Annotated in this window: 13 protein-coding genes and 1 riboswitch; of the genes, 10 read left to right on the top strand and 3 right to left on the bottom strand. The window is 72.1% G+C overall.

Features of this window, described 5'->3' with window-relative positions:
* Nucleotides 1–11 precede the first annotated feature (11 nt).
* The 4 genes from IEY86_RS04200 to IEY86_RS04185 all read left to right on the top strand — a co-directional run bounded on the left by IEY86_RS04200 (nt 12) and on the right by IEY86_RS04185 (nt 6,507).
* Nucleotides 12–467 (top strand): Lrp/AsnC family transcriptional regulator, encoded by a 456-nt coding sequence (locus IEY86_RS04200; RefSeq protein WP_189130134.1) that lies wholly within the window; start codon nt 12–14, stop codon nt 465–467.
* A gap of 227 nt (nt 468–694) precedes the next feature.
* The gene (locus IEY86_RS04195) at nt 695–1,480 is read left to right on the top strand and encodes a carbon-nitrogen hydrolase family protein (RefSeq protein ID WP_189130133.1); all 786 of its coding nucleotides are present in this window, start codon (nt 695–697) and stop codon (nt 1,478–1,480) included.
* 154 nt (nt 1,481–1,634) lie between these two features.
* On the top strand, nt 1,635–3,335 hold the full coding sequence (locus tag IEY86_RS04190) for a flavin monoamine oxidase family protein (protein WP_189130132.1): 1,701 nt from the start codon (nt 1,635–1,637) through the stop codon (nt 3,333–3,335).
* A gap of 277 nt (nt 3,336–3,612) precedes the next feature.
* On the top strand, nt 3,613–6,507 hold the full coding sequence (locus IEY86_RS04185; RefSeq protein ID WP_229698147.1) for a SpoIIE family protein phosphatase: 2,895 nt from the start codon (nt 3,613–3,615) through the stop codon (nt 6,505–6,507).
* A gap of 7 nt (nt 6,508–6,514) precedes the next feature.
* On the opposite strand, the gene IEY86_RS04180 is transcribed toward IEY86_RS04185, so the two are convergent.
* Nucleotides 6,515–6,880, bottom strand: a complete 366-nt coding sequence (locus tag IEY86_RS04180; protein ID WP_189130131.1) for a cupin domain-containing protein — start codon at nt 6,878–6,880, stop codon at nt 6,515–6,517.
* A 113-nt stretch (nt 6,881–6,993) separates the two neighbouring features.
* Nucleotides 6,994–7,758, bottom strand: a complete 765-nt coding sequence (locus IEY86_RS04175) for a DUF5995 family protein (protein ID WP_373286949.1) — start codon at nt 7,756–7,758, stop codon at nt 6,994–6,996.
* A 232-nt stretch (nt 7,759–7,990) separates the two neighbouring features.
* Between IEY86_RS04175 and IEY86_RS04170 the strand changes: the two genes are divergently transcribed.
* From IEY86_RS04170 to IEY86_RS04155, 4 genes are read left to right on the top strand one after another with little or no spacing between them, the layout of a single operon-like run.
* Nucleotides 7,991–9,307 carry an ABC transporter substrate-binding protein gene (locus IEY86_RS04170; RefSeq protein ID WP_189130129.1) on the top strand — a complete coding sequence of 439 codons (1,317 nt, stop codon included), beginning with the start codon at nt 7,991–7,993 and terminating at the stop codon, nt 9,305–9,307.
* 49 nt (nt 9,308–9,356) lie between these two features.
* A complete protein-coding gene (locus IEY86_RS04165; protein ID WP_189130128.1) occupies nt 9,357–10,310 on the top strand; it encodes a carbohydrate ABC transporter permease in 954 nt (317 codons plus the stop codon).
* Nucleotides 10,310–11,143, top strand: coding sequence for a carbohydrate ABC transporter permease (locus tag IEY86_RS04160; RefSeq protein ID WP_189130127.1), 834 nt, complete (start codon nt 10,310–10,312; stop codon nt 11,141–11,143). The genes IEY86_RS04165 and IEY86_RS04160 overlap by 1 nt, the downstream gene beginning before the upstream one ends.
* Before the next feature lie 47 nt (nt 11,144–11,190).
* Entirely contained in the window at nt 11,191–12,381 is a 1,191-nt protein-coding gene (locus IEY86_RS04155) for an ABC transporter ATP-binding protein (RefSeq protein WP_189130126.1), read from the top strand.
* A gap of 5 nt (nt 12,382–12,386) precedes the next feature.
* Here IEY86_RS04155 and IEY86_RS04150 read toward each other — a convergent pair whose 3' ends face one another.
* Complete coding sequence (locus IEY86_RS04150) at nt 12,387–13,634, bottom strand: MFS transporter (RefSeq protein ID WP_189130125.1); 1,248 nt, start codon at nt 13,632–13,634, stop codon at nt 12,387–12,389.
* 57 nt (nt 13,635–13,691) lie between these two features.
* On the opposite strand from IEY86_RS04150, the gene IEY86_RS04145 reads away from it, so the two are divergent.
* Together IEY86_RS04145 and IEY86_RS04140 are read left to right on the top strand one after the other, a co-directional pair.
* Nucleotides 13,692–14,876 carry an ROK family transcriptional regulator gene (locus IEY86_RS04145; RefSeq protein WP_189130124.1) on the top strand — a complete coding sequence of 395 codons (1,185 nt, stop codon included), beginning with the start codon at nt 13,692–13,694 and terminating at the stop codon, nt 14,874–14,876.
* 389 nt (nt 14,877–15,265) lie between these two features.
* Nucleotides 15,266–16,657, top strand: coding sequence for an alginate lyase family protein (locus IEY86_RS04140; RefSeq protein ID WP_189130123.1), 1,392 nt, complete (start codon nt 15,266–15,268; stop codon nt 16,655–16,657).
* A gap of 178 nt (nt 16,658–16,835) precedes the next feature.
* A riboswitch (FMN riboswitch) is annotated at nt 16,836–16,966 on the top strand.
* Nucleotides 16,967–17,052: the final 86 nt, after the last annotated feature.

Below are 17,052 nucleotides of genomic sequence, written 5' to 3'. Positions count from 1 at the left end.
GAGTAGACCCCGTGCGACTGAACGACCTCGACGAGCGCATCGTCCATGCCCTGGCGCAGGACGCCCGGCGCTCCTACGCCGACATCGGCAGCGAAGTCGGCCTGTCCGCGCCAGCCGTCAAGCGCCGGGTGGACCGGCTCCTGGCGGCCGGCGCGATCAAGGGATTCACCGTGCGGGTGGACCCGGCCGCGCTCGGCTGGTCCACCGAGGCGTTCATCGAGGTGTACTGCCGCAGCAGCACCTCTCCGGACGACATCCGGCGAGTGATGGCGCGCTACCCGGAGGTGGTGTCCGCGTCGACCGTGACGGGCGACGCGGACGCCATCCTCCAGGTCTTCGCCGCGGACGTACGGCATTTCGAGCAGGTGCTGGAGCGCATCAACGGCGAGCCGTTCGTCGAGCGCACCAAGTCCGTGCTCGTCCTGTCCCCGCTGCTGCGCCGCTTCTCCTCCGGCGCCCCGGGCTAGGACACCCGCGGCCCCGGCCGGCGGCCTCGAAGCCCCAGGCCGGGCGCTCATGAGCGCCTCACCGCGGACCCCGACGCCCGTGCGCAATGATCCGCCGTCGGTGGCCGAAAACACGCAATGAATCGCTCTCCTATGCGCAATAACCGCGCCTTGTCGCTCATCGCGTGTGCTTTGTACCGTCGGGGAGTCGGTAGGAAAGCCTGACCAGACCCGCCCGAGAGGACCCCATGACGCCGCTGCGCATCGCGCTGTACCAGGGCCCGGAAGGCTCCGGAACCCCGGAGCGCAATCTCGGGCTGCTGGACGAGGCGGCCCGTGACGCGGTCTCGCGGGGCGCCCGGCTGCTCGTCTGCCCGGAGATGTTCCTCAGCGGCTACATCATCGGCGAGGAGACCGACCGCCTCGCCGAGCCCGCGGACGGCCCCTCCTTCCGGCGGGCCGCCGAGATCGCGGCCGAGCACGGAATCGCCCTCGTCTACGGATACCCCGAGCGCGACGGCGACGCGGTCTACAACGCGGTGAACGTCCTCGCGGCCGACGGCTCACGCCTGACCGGCTACCGCAAGACGCATCTGTTCGGCGACTACGACAACAAGCACTTCGCCCCCGGAGCGACGGCGCTCGCCCAGGCCGACATCGACGGCGTCCGCGTCGGCGTCCTGGTCTGCTACGACGTGGAGTTCCCCGAGAACGTCCGCAAGCACGCGCTCAACGGGACCGAGCTCCTCGTGGTGCCCACCGGCCTGATGCGCCCGTACGAGATCGTTCCGCGCACCATCGTTCCCGCCCGGGCCTTCGAGAACCAGCTCTACCTGGCCTACGCCAACCGCTGCGGCGCCGAGGGCGACCTGGAGTACACCGGCCTGAGCTGCCTGGTCGGCCCCGACGGGATCGAGCGGGCCCGTGCCGGATGCGGCGAGGAGCTGATCGCCGCCGACGTGGACCCGCAGTTCCTCAAGGCCTCGCGAGCCGCCAACACCTACCTGGCCGACCGCCGCCCCGAGCTCTACTGACGCCCGCCGCGCCCCCGGCCGCACCGGGGCCGCAAAACCTCCCAGCCCCACCGGGGCCGCAGACCCCCCAGCCCTACCGGGGCCGCAAACCCCCGGCCCGGGCACCCGCCCCCGCCTTCCCCCGCACGTTCCGCCCGCAAGGAGAGTCCACCCGATGACGTCCACGGTGCCCACCGCCGTCCACGACGAGCAGGCCGCTGCCCAGCAGCCGCCCCTGACGATGTTCGGCCCGGACTTCCCCTACGCCTACGACGACTACCTGGCCCACCCCGCCGGGCTCGGCTCGATACCGGCGACCGAGCACGGCAAGGAGGTCGCCGTCATCGGAGGCGGCCTGTCCGGGATCGTGGCCGCGTACGAGCTGATGAAGATGGGCCTCAAGCCCGTCGTCTACGAGGCGGACCGGATCGGCGGGCGTCTGCGGACCGTGGGCTTCGAGGGCTGCGACCCCGGCCTGACCGCCGAGATGGGCGCGATGCGGTTCCCGCCGTGCTCCACCGCGCTGGGCCACTACATCGACAAGGCGGGCCTGGAGACCGAGCCGTTCCCGAACCCGCTGGCCCCGGACACCTCCAGCACGGTGGTCGACCTCAAGGGCGAGTCCCACTACGCCCGCACCGCCGAGGACCTGCCCGAGGTCTACCACCAGGTCAACGAGGCGTGGAACGCCACGCTGGACAACGGCGCCCGCTTCGGCGAGATGCAGCGCGCCATCCGCGAGCGGGACACCGACACCATCAGGAAGATCTGGGCCGAGCTGGTCGAGCAGCTCGACAACCAGACCTTCTACGGCTTCCTGTGCGCCTCCGAGGCCTTCCGCTCCTTCCGCCACCGGGAGATCTTCGGCCAGGTCGGCTTCGGCACCGGCGGCTGGGACACCGACTTCCCGAACTCCATCCTGGAGATCCTTCGCGTCGTGTACACCGGCGCGGACGACGACCACCGAGGGATCGTGGGCGGCAGCCAGCAGCTGCCGGTGCGCCTGTGGGAGCGCGAGCCGGACAAGTGCGTGCACTGGCCCAGCGGCACGACGCTGAAGTCCCTGCACGGCGGGAAGCCGCGCCCGGCCGTCACCCGTTTGCACCGCACCGCGGGCAACCGCGTCACGGTCACCGACGCCACCGGCGACGTGCGCACCTACGCGGCGGCGATCTTCACCGCGCAGTCCTGGATGCTGCTGTCGAAGATCGCGTGCGACGAGTCGCTGTTCCCCATGGACCACTGGACGGCCATGGAGCGCACGCACTACATGGAGTCCTCGAAGCTGTTCATCCCGGTCGACCGGCCGTTCTGGAAGGACATCGACCCCGAGACCGGCCGTGAGGTCATGAGCATGACCCTCACCGACCGGATGACCCGCGGCACCTACCTGCTGGACAACGGGCCCGACAGGTCCGCCGTGATCTGCCTGTCCTACACCTGGTGCGACGACTCGCTCAAATGGCTGCCGCTGAGCGCCAACGAGCGCATGGAGGTCATGCTCAAGTCGCTCGCGGAGATCTACCCCGACGTCGACATCCGGCGGCACATCATCGGCAACCCGGTGACCGTCTCGTGGGAGGCCGAGCCGTACTTCATGGGCGCGTTCAAGGCCAACCTGCCCGGTCACTACCGCTACCAGCGGCGCCTGTTCACGCACTTCATGCAGGACCGGCTGCCCGAGGACAAGCGCGGCATCTTCCTCGCCGGCGACGACATCTCCTGGACGGCCGGATGGGCCGAGGGAGCCGTGCAGACCGCGCTGAACGCGGTGTGGGGCGTCATGCACCACTTCGGCGGCGCCACCGACCCGAGCAACCCCGGCCCCGGCGACGTCTACGACCGCATCGCCCCGGTCGAGCTCGACGAGAACTGAGCCGAAGGGCTCGGGGAGAACAGAGCCGAAGGGCTCATTCCGGGCCACCGCCCCCGGTGCGTTCGCACAAGCGCCCCAGGGGCGGTTCACCGCACCACCGCGCGGGCCGCGCCACGGCTGCGGTGACCGGGCCGGTCGCCATCCCGCGTGTCCATTGACGGGCCAGGGCGAACTGTTCGAAACTACCGAGCCTGGTTGAACCGTCGGAGCCGGTCCCCTCCCCGTCGGTCGTGGAACATCGGCTGCACGGGACCCCGGAAGGCGGTGTAATGACGACGTGGCCAGCGACGGCGCGAAAAGACGCGGAGCCAGGTCGCTACGCCCGGAGACCAGCGTCGGGGCGGTACAGGCGGACGTCGGCTCCCGCGAGCGGATGAGGGCCGTACTCGAACAGGTCCCCGTCTTCACGCAGGCTACTTTGGCCGCCGTCTACTCGCGCGGCGAGACCGGCGGCGAGCTTCGTCTCGTCGAGAGCGTCGGTGTGCCCCGCTCCCTCTACGGCCTGCGCGAGGGGTACCCGCCGACCGGCGGGTCGCCCGTGGCCGTCGCCTACCGCTCCGGGGAACCGGTCTGGCTCAGTGCCGGGGAGCTCGCCGCCCACCCCGAGACGGCCCATGGCCTGACGGCGCACGGCGAGGCGGCGCACGGTGAGGCGGCGCACAGTGAGGCCGCGCACGGTGAGGCGGCGCACAGTGAGGCGGCGCACAGTGAGGCGGCGCACAGTGAGGCCGCGCACCCCGGCACGGCCGGTGGCGAGGCCTCCGATCACCAGGCGCCCGATCACCGGGCCTCGGACCCCCGGGCCTCGGACCCCCGGGCCTCGGACCCCCGGGCCTCGGACCCCCGGGCCTCGGACCCCCAGGCCTCGGACCCCCAGGCCTCGGACCCCCGGACCTCGGATCACCGGGCCTCGGACCTTCGGGCCTCGGACCCCCGGGCCTCCCATCACTGGACCTCCGATCACCAGGCCTCCGATCCCGGGGCCGCCGATCCCCGGACCGCCCCCGCCCAGCCGGCCGGGCCGCGCCGGCCGGACGCCTCGGTGGCCGTCCTTCCCCTGAGGGCGGAGGGCCGGTGGTTCGGCTGCCTGCTCGCCGTGACCGACGAGCCGGGCGGCTTCGACGCCGAGGAACGGTCCCGCCTGGAGTTCTTCGCCGACCAGCTCGCCGCCCGGCCGGTGCCCGGCAATGGCGCCGGGCCCTCCGGCGGCGCCGCGCTCGTCGACCCCCGCGAGCTGCGCTCGGGCTCGTTCAGCCTGACCGTCAAGACGGGCCGGATCGAGGCCGACGAGCGGGTGCTCGAACTCTTCGGCCTCCCTCCGCAGGACTTCGACGGGCGGGTGGAGACCCTGCTGTCCCTGACCGTCCCGGAGGACCTGCCCGCCCTGCTCTCCTTCGTCGAACCCGCCCGGGCGGCCGTCGGCGGCGACCGCGAGCTGGAGTTCCGGATCCGCCGCCCCAGCGGTGCGCTCAGCTGGCTGCGGCTGCGCTGCCGGATGCTCCTCGATTCCGAGGGCCGCCCCGGCCTGCTGCTGGGGACCGTGGCCGACGCCTCCCACCTGCGCCCCAGCGTCGACGAGGTCGCCCGGGTCCAGCGCCTTGCCGCCGCCCTCGCCACCTCGGTGACCGTCCAGGACGTCAGCCGGGCCGTGGTCGACGCCCTGCGCCACCCGCTGGGAGCGGACCGGGTCGCCCTCGCCGAACTGGAGTCCGACCGCCTGGTCGTCACCGTCCTCAGCCCTCCCGAAGCCGATGCCTGGCCCGAGGTGTGGCGCACCGAATGGCGTTCCGAGTGGCCGGACGCACCCCTGCGGGCCATGCCCACCCTGGAGGCCGCGCTGCGCTCCGGGCGGGTCTGCCTCTGGCCCGCCGGGGCCCCGCTCGAGGCCGCCGTCGCCGGTGTCGGCCCCGGGGGCCTGGCGGTCATGCCGCTGCCCGCCGCCGGAAGCGTGGTGGGCGCCTGCCTGGTCGGCTGGGACGAGCCGCACGACTTCGGCAGCGACGAGCGCGCCCTGCTCACCGCGACCGCCGGACTGGTCGGACAGGCCCTGGTGCGGGCCCGCGCCTTCGACGCCGAGCACGAACTCGTCGGCATGCTCCAGCGCAGTCTGCTGCCCCGAAGGCTTCCGGCGCTGGCGGGCGCCGTCACCGCGGCCCGCTACCTTCCGGCGACCGTGGGCCTGGAGGTCGGCGGCGACTGGTACGACGTGATCCCGCTGTCCGACGGACGGGCCGCCCTCGTCATCGGCGACGTCCAGGGGCACAACGCCCAGGCCGCCACCCTCATGGGCCAGATGCGCACCGCGATCCGCGCCTACGCGGTGGAGGGGCATCCCCCCGACGTCGTCGTCTCCCACGCCAACCGCCTGCTCGTCGGCATGGAGACGGACCTGTTCGCGACATGCTGCTACGTCGAGCTCAACCTGGAGGAGGGCACCGGCTGGTGCGTGCGGGCCGGGCATCTGCCCCCGGTGCTGCGCCACCCCGACGGAACGGCGCACGTGGCCGAGACCGAGGGCGGGCCGCCGCTGGGGGTCGTCCAGGACGCGGAGTTCCCCATGAACCCGCTGCGCCTGGCCCCCGGAACCGTCCTCGCGCTCTCCACGGACGGCCTCGTGGAGTCCGCGACCCTGCCCCTCGACGACGGGCTCGACCTGCTGTGCCAGGCGCTCGCCGACGCCGATCCCGCCCGTCTCGGCCTGGTGGCGGACGCGGTCCTCGGCAGCGCCACCCGGCGTGACGACGACGTGGCCCTGCTCCTCATGCGCTACGACGGCATGGCGGTCCGGCCGGTCCGCGCGAGGTGGGTGGTGTGGCGTCTGCCCGAGGCGGTCTCGCACGCCCGCCGGTTCACCGCGCGCACGATGCGGTCGTGGGGGTTGAGGGAGGGGTCCGACGCCGGACTGCTGGTCGTCTCCGAGCTCGTCACCAATGCCTTGGTGCACACCGAGGGGCAGGTGCAGCTTGACCTGACCTATATCCACGACCGGTTGCGCATCGCGGTCAGCGACACCTCCCCGCGCACCCCGATCAAGCCCCGGAACATCGGCTGGGAGGCGACCGGCGGCCGGGGGATCCTGCTGGTCGAGGCCATGTCGGACGCCTGGGGGACGGTGCCGCTCAGCGGCGGCAAGCAGGTGTGGGCCGAGATCGCCGTGCCGCGCGGGGACTGACCGCGCGTCATCGCCGCGCACCGGGGGAGGACGGCGCGGCCATCGCCACGGGTTCCCCGGTGCCGTACACGGTGCCGAGCAGTTCCACGATCACCAGCGTCCCGTGGCTGCCGCTGCCGACCGTGTGCGGGGTCCGGGCCGGCACGAGGAACAGCTCACCCGCGCGGACGGGCACCGGGCGCCCTTCCACGACGAGTTCGAGGATGCCGTCGAGGACGAGCAGCGCCTCCGGGGCGTCGTGGGTCTCCTCCTCGACCGGCAGCTCGTTCATGCGCAGCACCTTCACGCAGGCGCTGCCCACCACCCCCAGCACACGGGAGCTCCAGGCTTCGGGGAGGGCGGCTGCGAGGTCCTTGAGGTCGACTGACGGCACGGCACTTCCTCCTGGGGGCGGGCGACCCGACGAACGTACCGACGCCGGGCGGCGAAGCGGCGCACCGTTGGGCAAGCTTTCCGAAGGCGCGCTGCCGGGCGCTCACCGGGCGCTCACCGGCCGCACAGCGGAGTCAGAAGGAAGCGGCCGACCAGGCCGACGCTCTGGTCGAGGCGGTGGGCGAACTCGTCGTGGACGTCGGGAAGCCCGCGCAGCCGCCACAGCGCCCGGCCCGCCGCCCAGGCCGCCTCACGGGCACGCTCCAGGCTCCACGCCCCCACGAGGTGGGTCAGCGGGTCGGCGATGTCGAGCAGGTCGGGCCCCGGCATCAGCTCCTCGCGGACGCGTTCCTCCAGCGCCGTCAGGACCTCGCCCACCCGCTGGTAGTCGTCCTCCATGTCCTCGGGCTCGATCCCCAGGTCCCGGCAGGTGCCGACGACGGCCAGCGCCAGGTCGTGGCCGATGTGCGCGTTGATCCCGGCAAGCGCGAACTGCAGCGGACGCAGGCCCGGATGGTGGCGGGCCTGGAAGAGCGGGCGCCAGCACGACGGCGGGCGGCGGCCCCGCGCCACGGCGTCCACCGCGGCAAGGTAGCGCCCGGCGAAGTGCACATCGAGCCGCGCGGCCACGACCGGGGCGGCGAAGTACCCGTTGCCGAGGCGCCGCAGCATCTCCTCGGTGACCGACAGGTACACCCGGTTGAACGTGCCGACGCCGTCGCCGGGAGGCAGCTCGTCACGCAACGTCCGCATCCGCTCCACCACCGCGCCCACGCTCGCGGGTCGTGCCGGTCGCCCCGGTCCTGTCTCGTGTGCCGACCCTGTCTCGTGTTCCGGTCCTGCCTGCCGTACCGGTCCTGCCTGCTGCGCTGGTGTCATAGCGGACACAGTGGCAGCAATGGTCATGCTTCCGGCATCCCCCTCAGGAGGGACGGTGCGGCGGCGCCTCCTCGGTGGAGGGGCTCTCAGCGCGTCGGTGGCGGCCGTGACCGAATTGAACCTTATGTTGGCTTGTGATTGCTTTGCTCGGGTTCTAGTGTCCGTACCAGAAGGGCTACGCAGGGTAATCGGTCGAGGCGGCGGGGCTCCACGGGAGTGAGGTGCACAGCGCATGGACGGACGGGCCCACCGGATCGCGGGGCGACCCGCCGGGACAGGCTCCCGTGCGCGTGGGGCACGGCGCCTGCGGGCCCTGGCCGTCCTGCCGCTGCTCGCCTCGACCCTGGCCTCCTGCGGCGGTGGAGGGTCGTCCGGCCCCGTCGACCTGAACTGGTACAACTTCTCCGACGACTCCGGCGCGCTCGCCGAGGCCGCTACCAACTGCGGCCGGGCCTCCAACGGGCGCTACGTCATCCACTACAACAAACTGCCCAGGGCGGCCGACGCCCAGCGCCAGCAGCTGGTGCGGCGGCTGGCCGCGCAGGACTCGGCGCTCGACATCCTCGGGCTCGACGTGACCTGGGCCCCGGAGTTCGCCGAGGCCGGCTGGATCCGCGAGTGGACCGGGGCGAACAAGGCCCGGGCCACCAAGGGCACGCTGGCGGTCCCCCTGAAGACGGCGACGTGGAAGGGCAAGCTGTACGCCGTCCCCTACAACGCCAACACCCAGCTGCTGTGGTACCGCACCGACCTGGTCCCCCACCCCCCGAAGACCTGGGCCCAGATGATCGCCATGTCCCGGGACCTGGCGGCCAGGAACAAACCGCACTACGTGGAGATCCAGGGCGCGCAGTACGAGGGCCTCACCGTGTGGTTCAACTCGCTCGTGGTCAGCGCGGGCGGCTCGATCCTGACGCCGAACGCCATGGCCCCCTCGCTCGGGCCGCCCGCGGTCACCGCGGCGGGTGTCATGCGCGACCTGGCCGACTCGCCCGCGGCGGACCCCTCCCTGTCCAACCAGATGGAGGACCAGAACCGCCTCGCCATGGAGTCCGGAACCGCCGCCTTCGAGGTCAACTACCCCTTCGTGTATCCGTCGATGAAGGCCAACAAGCCGCAGCTGTTCAAGGTCTTCCGCTGGGCGCCCTACCCGCGGGTCGACGCCGACCGCCCCTCGCGGCCCACCATCGGCGGCATCGACCTGGCGATCGGCGCCTACTCGCGCCACCCCGACGAGGCGTTCGAGGCCGCGCTGTGCCTGCGCAACCGGCAGAACCAGATGACCGCGGCGCTCAAGGGCGGACTGCCCCCCACCCTGCGGAGCCTGTACTCCGACCCCGCCCTCATCAAGAGCTACCCCTTCGCCGCCGATGTGCTCTCCGCGCTGCAACTGGGCAGTGTGCGCCCCCAGACCCCGGCGTACCAGAACGTGTCGATCGCGATCTCCCACACGCTCTCGCCCCCGTCCGGGATCCAGCCGCGCAGCGCCGTCGACCGGCTCAGGGGCCAGATCAACGACGCCCTGCAGTCCAAGGGGCTGATCCCGTGAGCCACCGCAGCGCACTTCCCGATCACTCCGCACCCCCAGGGAGGCCACGATGAGCGGTCGGGCCGCACCGGCCGGCGCCGCACCCGAGGGAGCGCCGGAACAGAGCGGGGCGGCGGCCGAGGCGCTGTCCGAGGGAGCCCGGCAGGAACGCCGGCTCGGCTGGCTCCTGTGCTCCCCGGCGGTCGTCGTCATGCTCGCGGTGACGGCCTATCCGATCGGCTACGCCGTCTACCTCTCGCTCCAGCGCTACGACCTGCGCTTCCCCAGCCAGGCCCACTTCATCGGCCTGAGCAACTACGGGGCGGTGCTCTCCTCGGACTTCTGGTGGCAGGCGTTCGAGGTGACCGTCGTGATCACCGCCGTCTCCGTCGCCGTCGAACTCGTCCTCGGCATGATGCTCGCCCTGGTGATGCACCGCACGATCTTCGGCCGAGGTGTCGTACGGACCGCCGTCCTGATCCCCTACGGAATCGTGACCGTCGTCGCCGCGTTCTCCTGGCAGTACGCCTGGACTCCCGGCATCGGCTACCTGGCGAGCCTGCTGCCCGAGGGCAGCGCCCCGCTGACCGAACGCTGGGACGCCATCGGGCTGATCATCCTCGCCGAGGTCTGGAAGACCACGCCGTTCATGGCGCTGCTCCTGCTGGCCGGGCTCGCTCTCGTGCCGGAGGAGACACTGCGGGCGTCGATGGTCGACGGCGCCTCGGCCTGGCAGCGCTTCTTCTTCGTCACCGTGCCGCTGATGAAGCCCGCGATCCTGGTGGCGCTGCTGTTCCGCACCCTCGACGCCTTCCGGGTCTTCGACAACATCTATGTGCTCACCGGGGGCGCCAACGGCACCGAGTCCGTGTCGATCCTGGGCTACGACAACCTGTTCACGGCCCTCAACCTGGGCATCGGCTCGGCGATCTCGGTGCTGATCTTCATCTGCGTGGGCATCATCGCCTTCGCGTTCATCAAACTGTTCGGGGCCGCCGCGCCCGGCTCGGAGGTGCGACGCTGATGGCTGCCGCCGGCAAGAGGTACCTGGCACGCTGGACCGTCATCAACCTGATCGTGGTCGGGTACGCCCTGTTCCCCGTGTGGTGGATCGCGGCGCTGTCCTTCAAGACCCCCAGCACCCTCACGGACGGCGACTTCGTCCCCGAGCAGTGGACGTTCGAGAACTACCGGGGCATCTTCCGCACCTCGGAGTTCACCCGGGCCCTGATCAACTCGATCGGCATCGCCCTGATCTCCACCGTGATCGCGGTAGTCCTGGGCACCATGGCCGCCTACGCCGTGGCGCGGCTGCGCTTCCCCGGCAAACGGCTGCTGATCGGCATGTCCCTGCTGATCGCGATGTTCCCGCCGATCTCCCTGGTCTCACCGCTGTTCAACATCGAGCGGATCCTGGGCCTGTTCGACACCTGGCCGGGGCTGATCATCCCGTACATGACGTTCTCCCTGCCGCTGGCGATCTACACGCTGTCGGCGTTCTTCCGGGAGATCCCCTGGGACCTGGAGAAGGCGGCCAAGGTCGACGGTGCCAGCCCCGCCCAGGCCTTCCGGATGGTGATCGCCCCGCTGGCGGCGCCCGGAGTGTTCACCACCGCCATCCTGGTCTTCATCTTCTGCTGGAACGACTTCCTCTTCGCGATCTCGCTGACCTCCACCACGAGGGCACGCACGGTGCCCGCGGCCATCGCGTTCTTCACCGGCAGTTCGCAGTTCCAGCAGCCCACCGGATCGATCGCCGCGGCCGCGGTCGTGATCACCATTCCCATCATCGCGTTCGTGCTGCTCTTCCAGCGGCACATCGTCGCAGGTCTGACCGCCGGGGCGGTCAAGGGCTGACCGGCCCGGCGACCGCAGGACAAGCCGGAGGAGAAGGAGGAACCACCGTGGCCGAGATCCAGCTCGAGGGCATCACCAAGCGCTACCCCGACGGCGCCCTCGCCGTGAAGGACGTCAACCTCACCATCGCCGACGGCGAGTTCGTGATCCTCGTCGGCCCCTCGGGATGCGGGAAGTCCACCACCCTCAACATGATCGCCGGACTGGAGGACATCACCGAGGGCACCCTGCGCATCGGCGACCAGATCGTCAACGACAAGGCGCCCAAGGACCGCGACATCGCCATGGTCTTCCAGAGCTACGCGCTCTACCCGCACATGAGCGTGCGGGACAACATGGGCTTCGCGCTGCGCCTGGCAAAGATCGACAAGGCATCCATCCGGGAGAAGGTGGAGGAGGCGGCCCGCATCCTCGACCTGACCGAGCACCTCGACCGCAAGCCCGCCAACCTCTCCGGCGGCCAGCGACAGCGGGTGGCCATGGGCCGCGCGATCGTACGCAGCCCCAAGGCGTTCCTCATGGACGAGCCGCTGTCCAACCTCGACGCCAAGCTCCGTGTCCAGATGCGCACACAGATCTCCCGGCTCCAGCAGCGGCTGGGCACGACCACCGTCTATGTGACCCACGACCAGACCGAGGCCATGACCCTCGGCGACCGCGTCGTGGTCATGCGCGGGGGACTCGTCCAGCAGGTCGGCACTCCTCAGTACCTGTACGAGGAGCCCCGCAACATCTTCGTGGCGGGCTTCATCGGGTCACCGGCGATGAACTTCCTCAGCGCCACCCTCGAGAACGGCATGCTGCGCACTTCCCTGGGCGACCTGGTCGTGGACGACCGGACGCGGCAGCAACTGGAGCGGCAGAACGCGCCGAGGTCGGTCATCGTCGGCTTCCGCCCGGAGGACTTCGAGGACGCGGCACTGGTGGAGGCTGGGCGCGGCGGCCACACCTTCACCACCACCGTGGACGTGCTGGAGTCGCTGGGCTCGGACGTCTATGTGCACTTCGCCGAGACCGGGGGACCGGCGGCCACCTCCGAACTGGAGGAACTGGCCACCGAGTCGGGGCTGAAGGACGCCGGGTCCATGGGCCACCAGGTGGTCGCCCGGCTCAACGCGGCCACGGGCGCACGCGAGGGCCATCCGATCGAGCTGTGGCTGGACGTGCCGAGGGCGCATGTCTTCGATCCGTCCACCGGCGTCAACCTCACCCACCCGGACAACGCCGAACGCGACTGAGGCCGCTAGCCCCCGTCCGCCGGGACCTTCGAGGGGGCGGGCCCGGGGCTGCCCGCCCGCACGCCCGTGGCCGCGGGCTTGAGCGCCCCGGCGGCCACGATCAGTACCGCCGTGCCCGTGGTCACCATCGCGAACGACACGGTCAGCGACGAGGCGTCGGCGATCGCGCCGAACGCCGCCGGGGCGAGCAGCCCGGTCGCGTAGGTGATGGTCGCGACGCCCGCGATGGCCTGGCTCGGGGCCCGTCCGCTCTTGCCCGCAGCGGCGAAGGCCAGCGGGACGACCACGGCTATCCCCACGCCCAGCAGGGCGAAACCCGCGATGGCGAGCGCGGGGACGCGGGCCAGGACGACCAGCAGGCCGCCGAGCGTGGCCACCACCGCGCCGGCGCGCACGGTCCGCACCGGGCCGAAACGGCGTACCGCCGTGTCACCGGCCAGCCGGGTGGCGGTCATGGTGGAGGCGAAGGCCGCGTAACTGGCCGCCGCCACACTCGCCGACGCCGAGGTGATGTCCCTGAGGTAGACCCCGGACCAGTCCATGCTCGCCCCCTCGGCGAACACCGCGCACATCCCGACCCCGCCGATGGCCAGCGCGGACCTGGGCGGGAGCGCGAAGCGGGGCGGCGCCTGCTCGTCCGGTTCCGGCCGGATGTCGAGGAGGTTGCGGCACGCCAGGAGCCCGGCCACGACGAGGATGGCGGCGACCGAGGACAGATGGATCCGCGCGTCCAGGCCCGTGTGGGTCGCCAGGACGCCCAGCGCCGAGCCGCTGAGGGCGCCCAGGCTCCACATGCCGTGCAGGCCCGACATGATGGAGCGCCCGAAGCGCTGCTCGACCTCCACGCCCTGGCCGTTCATGGCCACGTCCGCCATGCCCGCCGAGGCTCCGTAGAGCAACAGGACCGCGCAGAGCACGGGCAGGCCGGGGGCGAGGGCGGGCAGGGCGAGTCCGGCGCACCACAGCGTCAGCAGGCCGCGCACCGCCGCGCGCCCGCCGCAGCGGTGGACGAGCCGTCCGGCCCGCGGCATGGCCAGGGAGGCGCCGAGGGCGGGAAACGACAGGGCGAGCCCGAGGTGCCCGGGGGAGAGGTCGAGCCGGTCCTGCACCCAGGGGATCCGGGTGGCGAAGCTGCCGGCGACGCAGCCGTGCAGGGCGAAGACGGTGGCGACGGCGACGCGGGCCCGGCGGACCCGGCGCGCCTCGGCCCCGTCGGCGTCGGCCTCGCTCCGCGGGGATGGGATGGACGGCATGCCACGTAAACTATCAGGAAGCCTGCCTGATAGAAACAGTCTGCATAGGATCCCGCCATGACGACCGCCCGCACGGCCTCGCCCCGAACGGCTCGCGCCATCAACGACCGGCTCGCCCTCGAACTCCTCGTCGAGCGCGGCCCGCTGACCGCGAACCAGCTCAAGCAGGCCACCGGGCTGTCCCGCCCCACCGTCGCCGACCTCGTCGAACGGCTCCGGGACGGGGGACTGATCCGGGTCGTCGGCGAGGCGGGGGAGCAGCGGCGCGGCCCCAATGCCCGCCTGTACGGACTGGCCGCCGACCGTGCGCACATCGCGGCCGCGGACGTGCGCACCCGGAGTGTGAGCCTCGCCGTGGCCGACCTCGCCGGGGGAGTGCTCGCCGAGACCGTGCTCCCGGTGGACCCGTCGCGGCCCGCCGCCCGGATCGTCGAGGACGCCGTGTCCGCCCTCGGCCGCACCCTGCGCGAGAGCGGGGCGGACGCCACCTTGCACACCATCGTCGTGGGCGCTCCGGGGCTGGTCGACCCGGCCACTGGCGAGCTCAGCGCGACCGGCGCGCTGCCCGCCTGGCACGCCGAGTTCGTCGCCGCCCTGCGCACGGGACTTGACGCACCCGTCCTGCTCGACAACGAGGTCAACCTCGCCGGGATCGCCGAAGCCCAGGTCGGCGCCGCGGCGGACCGCGAGACCTTCGTCCTGATGTGGCTCGGACACGGAGTGGGCGCCGCCGTGATCCTGGAGGGCAGGCTGCGGCGGGGGGCGTCCGGGGGGACCGGCGAGATCGGATTCCTGCCTGTGCCGGGCACCTCGGGACTGCCCTCGGCAACGGTGTGCGACGGCGGATTCCACTCCCTCGCCGGAAGCGCCGCCGTATGCGCGCTCGCCCGCCGCCATGGGATCGCGGCCGCGTCCGAGGACGACCCTCCGGCGGCGGAGGCGGCGCTGGGTGAGGCCCTGGGAACGGGAAACGGGGCCTTCCTGGACGAGCTCGCCGGGCGGATCGCCATCGGCGCGGCAGCGCTGACCGCGGTTCTCGACCCGGGCTGCGTCGTCCTCGGGGGCGAGGTGGGGCGGGCCGGGGGAGCGGAACTCACCCGCCGGGTCCAGACGCGGCTGGAGGAGCTGTCCCCGCTGCACACCCAGGTGCGGGCCGGGACGGTGGAGGGCAGCCCCGTGCTGCGCGGGGCGATGGTCATCGCACTGGACGCCGCCAGGCGGGATCTGTTCGCCACGGTGTGAGCGCACGTCCGGGCGCGGTGGTGGCCCGGTGACGGCAGGCGCCCTGTTCCACTGCCGCCACCGGGTGACTCGTGTCGAGTGACGGAACGGTCCTCGTACCACGGAGCCTAGGAGGACTAGACCAGATCGTCAATAGGTCTGTACCAATGGCCAAGAGCCACGCCCGGCAGGCGAGTTGGCGCGCACTTCCTGCGGCGGGTCGTGGACCCGCCGTCCCGGGCGAACCCGCGCGGCCGTGCGGCGGCACCCCGCGCCGACCCGCGGCCCGCGGCCCGCGGTTCACAAACGGAACCAAACCTTCCCCGTTGTGCCGCCCGGGGGGTGGGCATAGCCTGGCGCGCCGTCGTGACTCTGAACATCGTTCAGCTATCTGATTGGAGTGTGCTGGGATGAGTGCGCCATCAGGAGTCCACCGGCGACTGGTCCGCGCGGCCGTGGCCGCCGCCCTCGTCGCGGCGCTGGGGGTGCCGGCCACCGGCGCCGCCGAGCCCGGACCGCGTGCCGGGGCGGCCGCGGCCGCGGCTCCCCGTGCGTCGGCTCCCCGTGACTCGGCTCCCGCAGCCGCGATTCCCCGTGCATCGGCGCCCGCAGCCCCGACGCCCGCAGCCGCGGTGCCCCGCACCGTGGTCCTCGACGGCAAGCGGCTGTGGAGGACCAAGGTGCGGCTCAAGGCGGGCGACCGGAAGCTCGAGCGGGCGCTGCGCGACCTCACCGCACAGGCCGACGCCTGGCTCGGGCAGGGCCCGTGGACCGTCACCGACAAGGACCAGGTGCCGCCCGGCGGCGACAAGCACGACTACTTCAGCCAGGCGCCCTACTGGTGGCCCACCCTGCCCAGGACCGCGGACAACCCCTACGGCTGCCCGTACGTTCAGAAGGATGGCCGGCGCAATCCGGATGTGGACAAGCTCACCGACCATCCCGAGCGGGCCAAGGTCTTCGAATCGGCCTACGAGCTCTCCCTCGCCTGGTACTACACCGGCAAGCGCGCCTACGCCGAGCACGCCGCCGAGATCCTGCGCACCTGGTTCGTGACCCCGGCGACCCGGATGAACCCCAGCCTCCAGCACGCCCAGTTCATCCCCTGCAAGTACGACGGCCGCGCCATCGGCATCATCGACTTCTCGCAGGGCTTCACCAGCGTCGTGGACGCCGCCGCCATCCTCGACTCCGGGGCGCCCGGCTGGTCCTCCGCCGACCGCACGGGGATGAGGGAGTGGAACGAGCGGTTCCTCGACTGGCTGGTGGACAGCGACTTCGGCAAGGAGGAGTCGGCGGCCCTCAACAACCACGGCACCTTCGCCGACATGCAGGTGGCCGCCCTCGCCGCCGCGGTCGGACGGCGCGACCTCGCCCGCTCCGTCGTCACGCGGGCGCGCGCCAAGCGCGTCGACGCCCAGATCGCGGCCGACGGCAGCCAGCCCGGTGAGCTGGCCCGGACCCGCAGTTGGCACTACTCGACCTTCAACCTCGTGGCGTTCACCCGGCTCGCCGCCGTCGGGGACCGCGTGGGCGTGGACCTGTGGCACCACACCGGCCCCAACGGCGCAGGGCTGTTCAAGGCCGTCGACTTCCTGCTGCCCTCCGCCACCGGCGAGCAGCCCTGGCCCCATCCCGAACTCGACTTCCACGCCTACGCGGCCGACGACATCGTCCACGCCGCCGCCGACAAGGGGGACGACGAGGCCCGCGCGGCCGTCGCCGGGCTCCAGCCCCCGCCGGGCGGTGACCTGTGGCTCCTGCGCCCGGGCGCCGAGCAACTGGACAACATCCTCGGCTGAAGACCCGAACTCGGCCGGGACCGCATGCTCCGGCCGAGGCCGCGCGGAGAACGCGTCGAGCAACCGCAGAGCGCCGGTGGCGGGCCGCTGGAGCGGGGCCCGAGTGATCGAGCCCACAGGACGGTGCCCTCCACCGGCGTGGACGGGACGTGGCACACTGGACGCGTATCAGTGACGTTCGCGCACTCCGGGGTCGGTGAAATTCCGAACCGGCGGTTACAGTCCGCGACCCGGCCGCAACCAGCGGCCGGTTGACCAGGTGAAATTCCTGGACCGACGGTTAAAGTCCGGATGGGAGGCAGTGCGCGGCGGGCGTCAGCCGGTACGCCGCCGTCAGCGGTTCCACCTGTCCGCGAGGACCAGTGGACGCCCCCGCGGTGCCGCGTCCCGAATCG

It is taken from the genome of Wenjunlia tyrosinilytica (assembly GCF_014646055.1).
GTDB classification, from domain to species: Bacteria; Actinomycetota; Actinomycetes; order Streptomycetales; family Streptomycetaceae; genus Wenjunlia; species Wenjunlia tyrosinilytica.
This window is presented reverse-complemented; position numbering and strand designations above follow the sequence as displayed.

Excerpts from the sequence above, each read along its gene's own strand:
- IEY86_RS04195 (WP_189130133.1), top strand. The coding sequence starts at position 695 with ATGACGCCGCTGCGCATCGCGCTGTACCAGGGCCCGGAAGGCTCCGGA.
- IEY86_RS04190 (WP_189130132.1), top strand. The coding sequence starts at position 1,635 with ATGACGTCCACGGTGCCCACCGCCGTCCACGACGAGCAGGCCGCTGCC.
- IEY86_RS04175 (WP_373286949.1), bottom strand. The coding sequence starts at position 7,758 with ATGACACCAGCGCAGCAGGCAGGACCGGTACGGCAGGCAGGACCGGAA.
- IEY86_RS04170 (WP_189130129.1), top strand. The coding sequence starts at position 7,991 with ATGGACGGACGGGCCCACCGGATCGCGGGGCGACCCGCCGGGACAGGC.
- IEY86_RS04165 (WP_189130128.1), top strand. The coding sequence starts at position 9,357 with ATGAGCGGTCGGGCCGCACCGGCCGGCGCCGCACCCGAGGGAGCGCCG.
- IEY86_RS04160 (WP_189130127.1), top strand. The coding sequence starts at position 10,310 with ATGGCTGCCGCCGGCAAGAGGTACCTGGCACGCTGGACCGTCATCAAC.
- IEY86_RS04150 (WP_189130125.1), bottom strand. The coding sequence starts at position 13,634 with ATGCCGTCCATCCCATCCCCGCGGAGCGAGGCCGACGCCGACGGGGCC.
- IEY86_RS04145 (WP_189130124.1), top strand. The coding sequence starts at position 13,692 with ATGACGACCGCCCGCACGGCCTCGCCCCGAACGGCTCGCGCCATCAAC.
- IEY86_RS04140 (WP_189130123.1), top strand. The coding sequence starts at position 15,266 with ATGAGTGCGCCATCAGGAGTCCACCGGCGACTGGTCCGCGCGGCCGTG.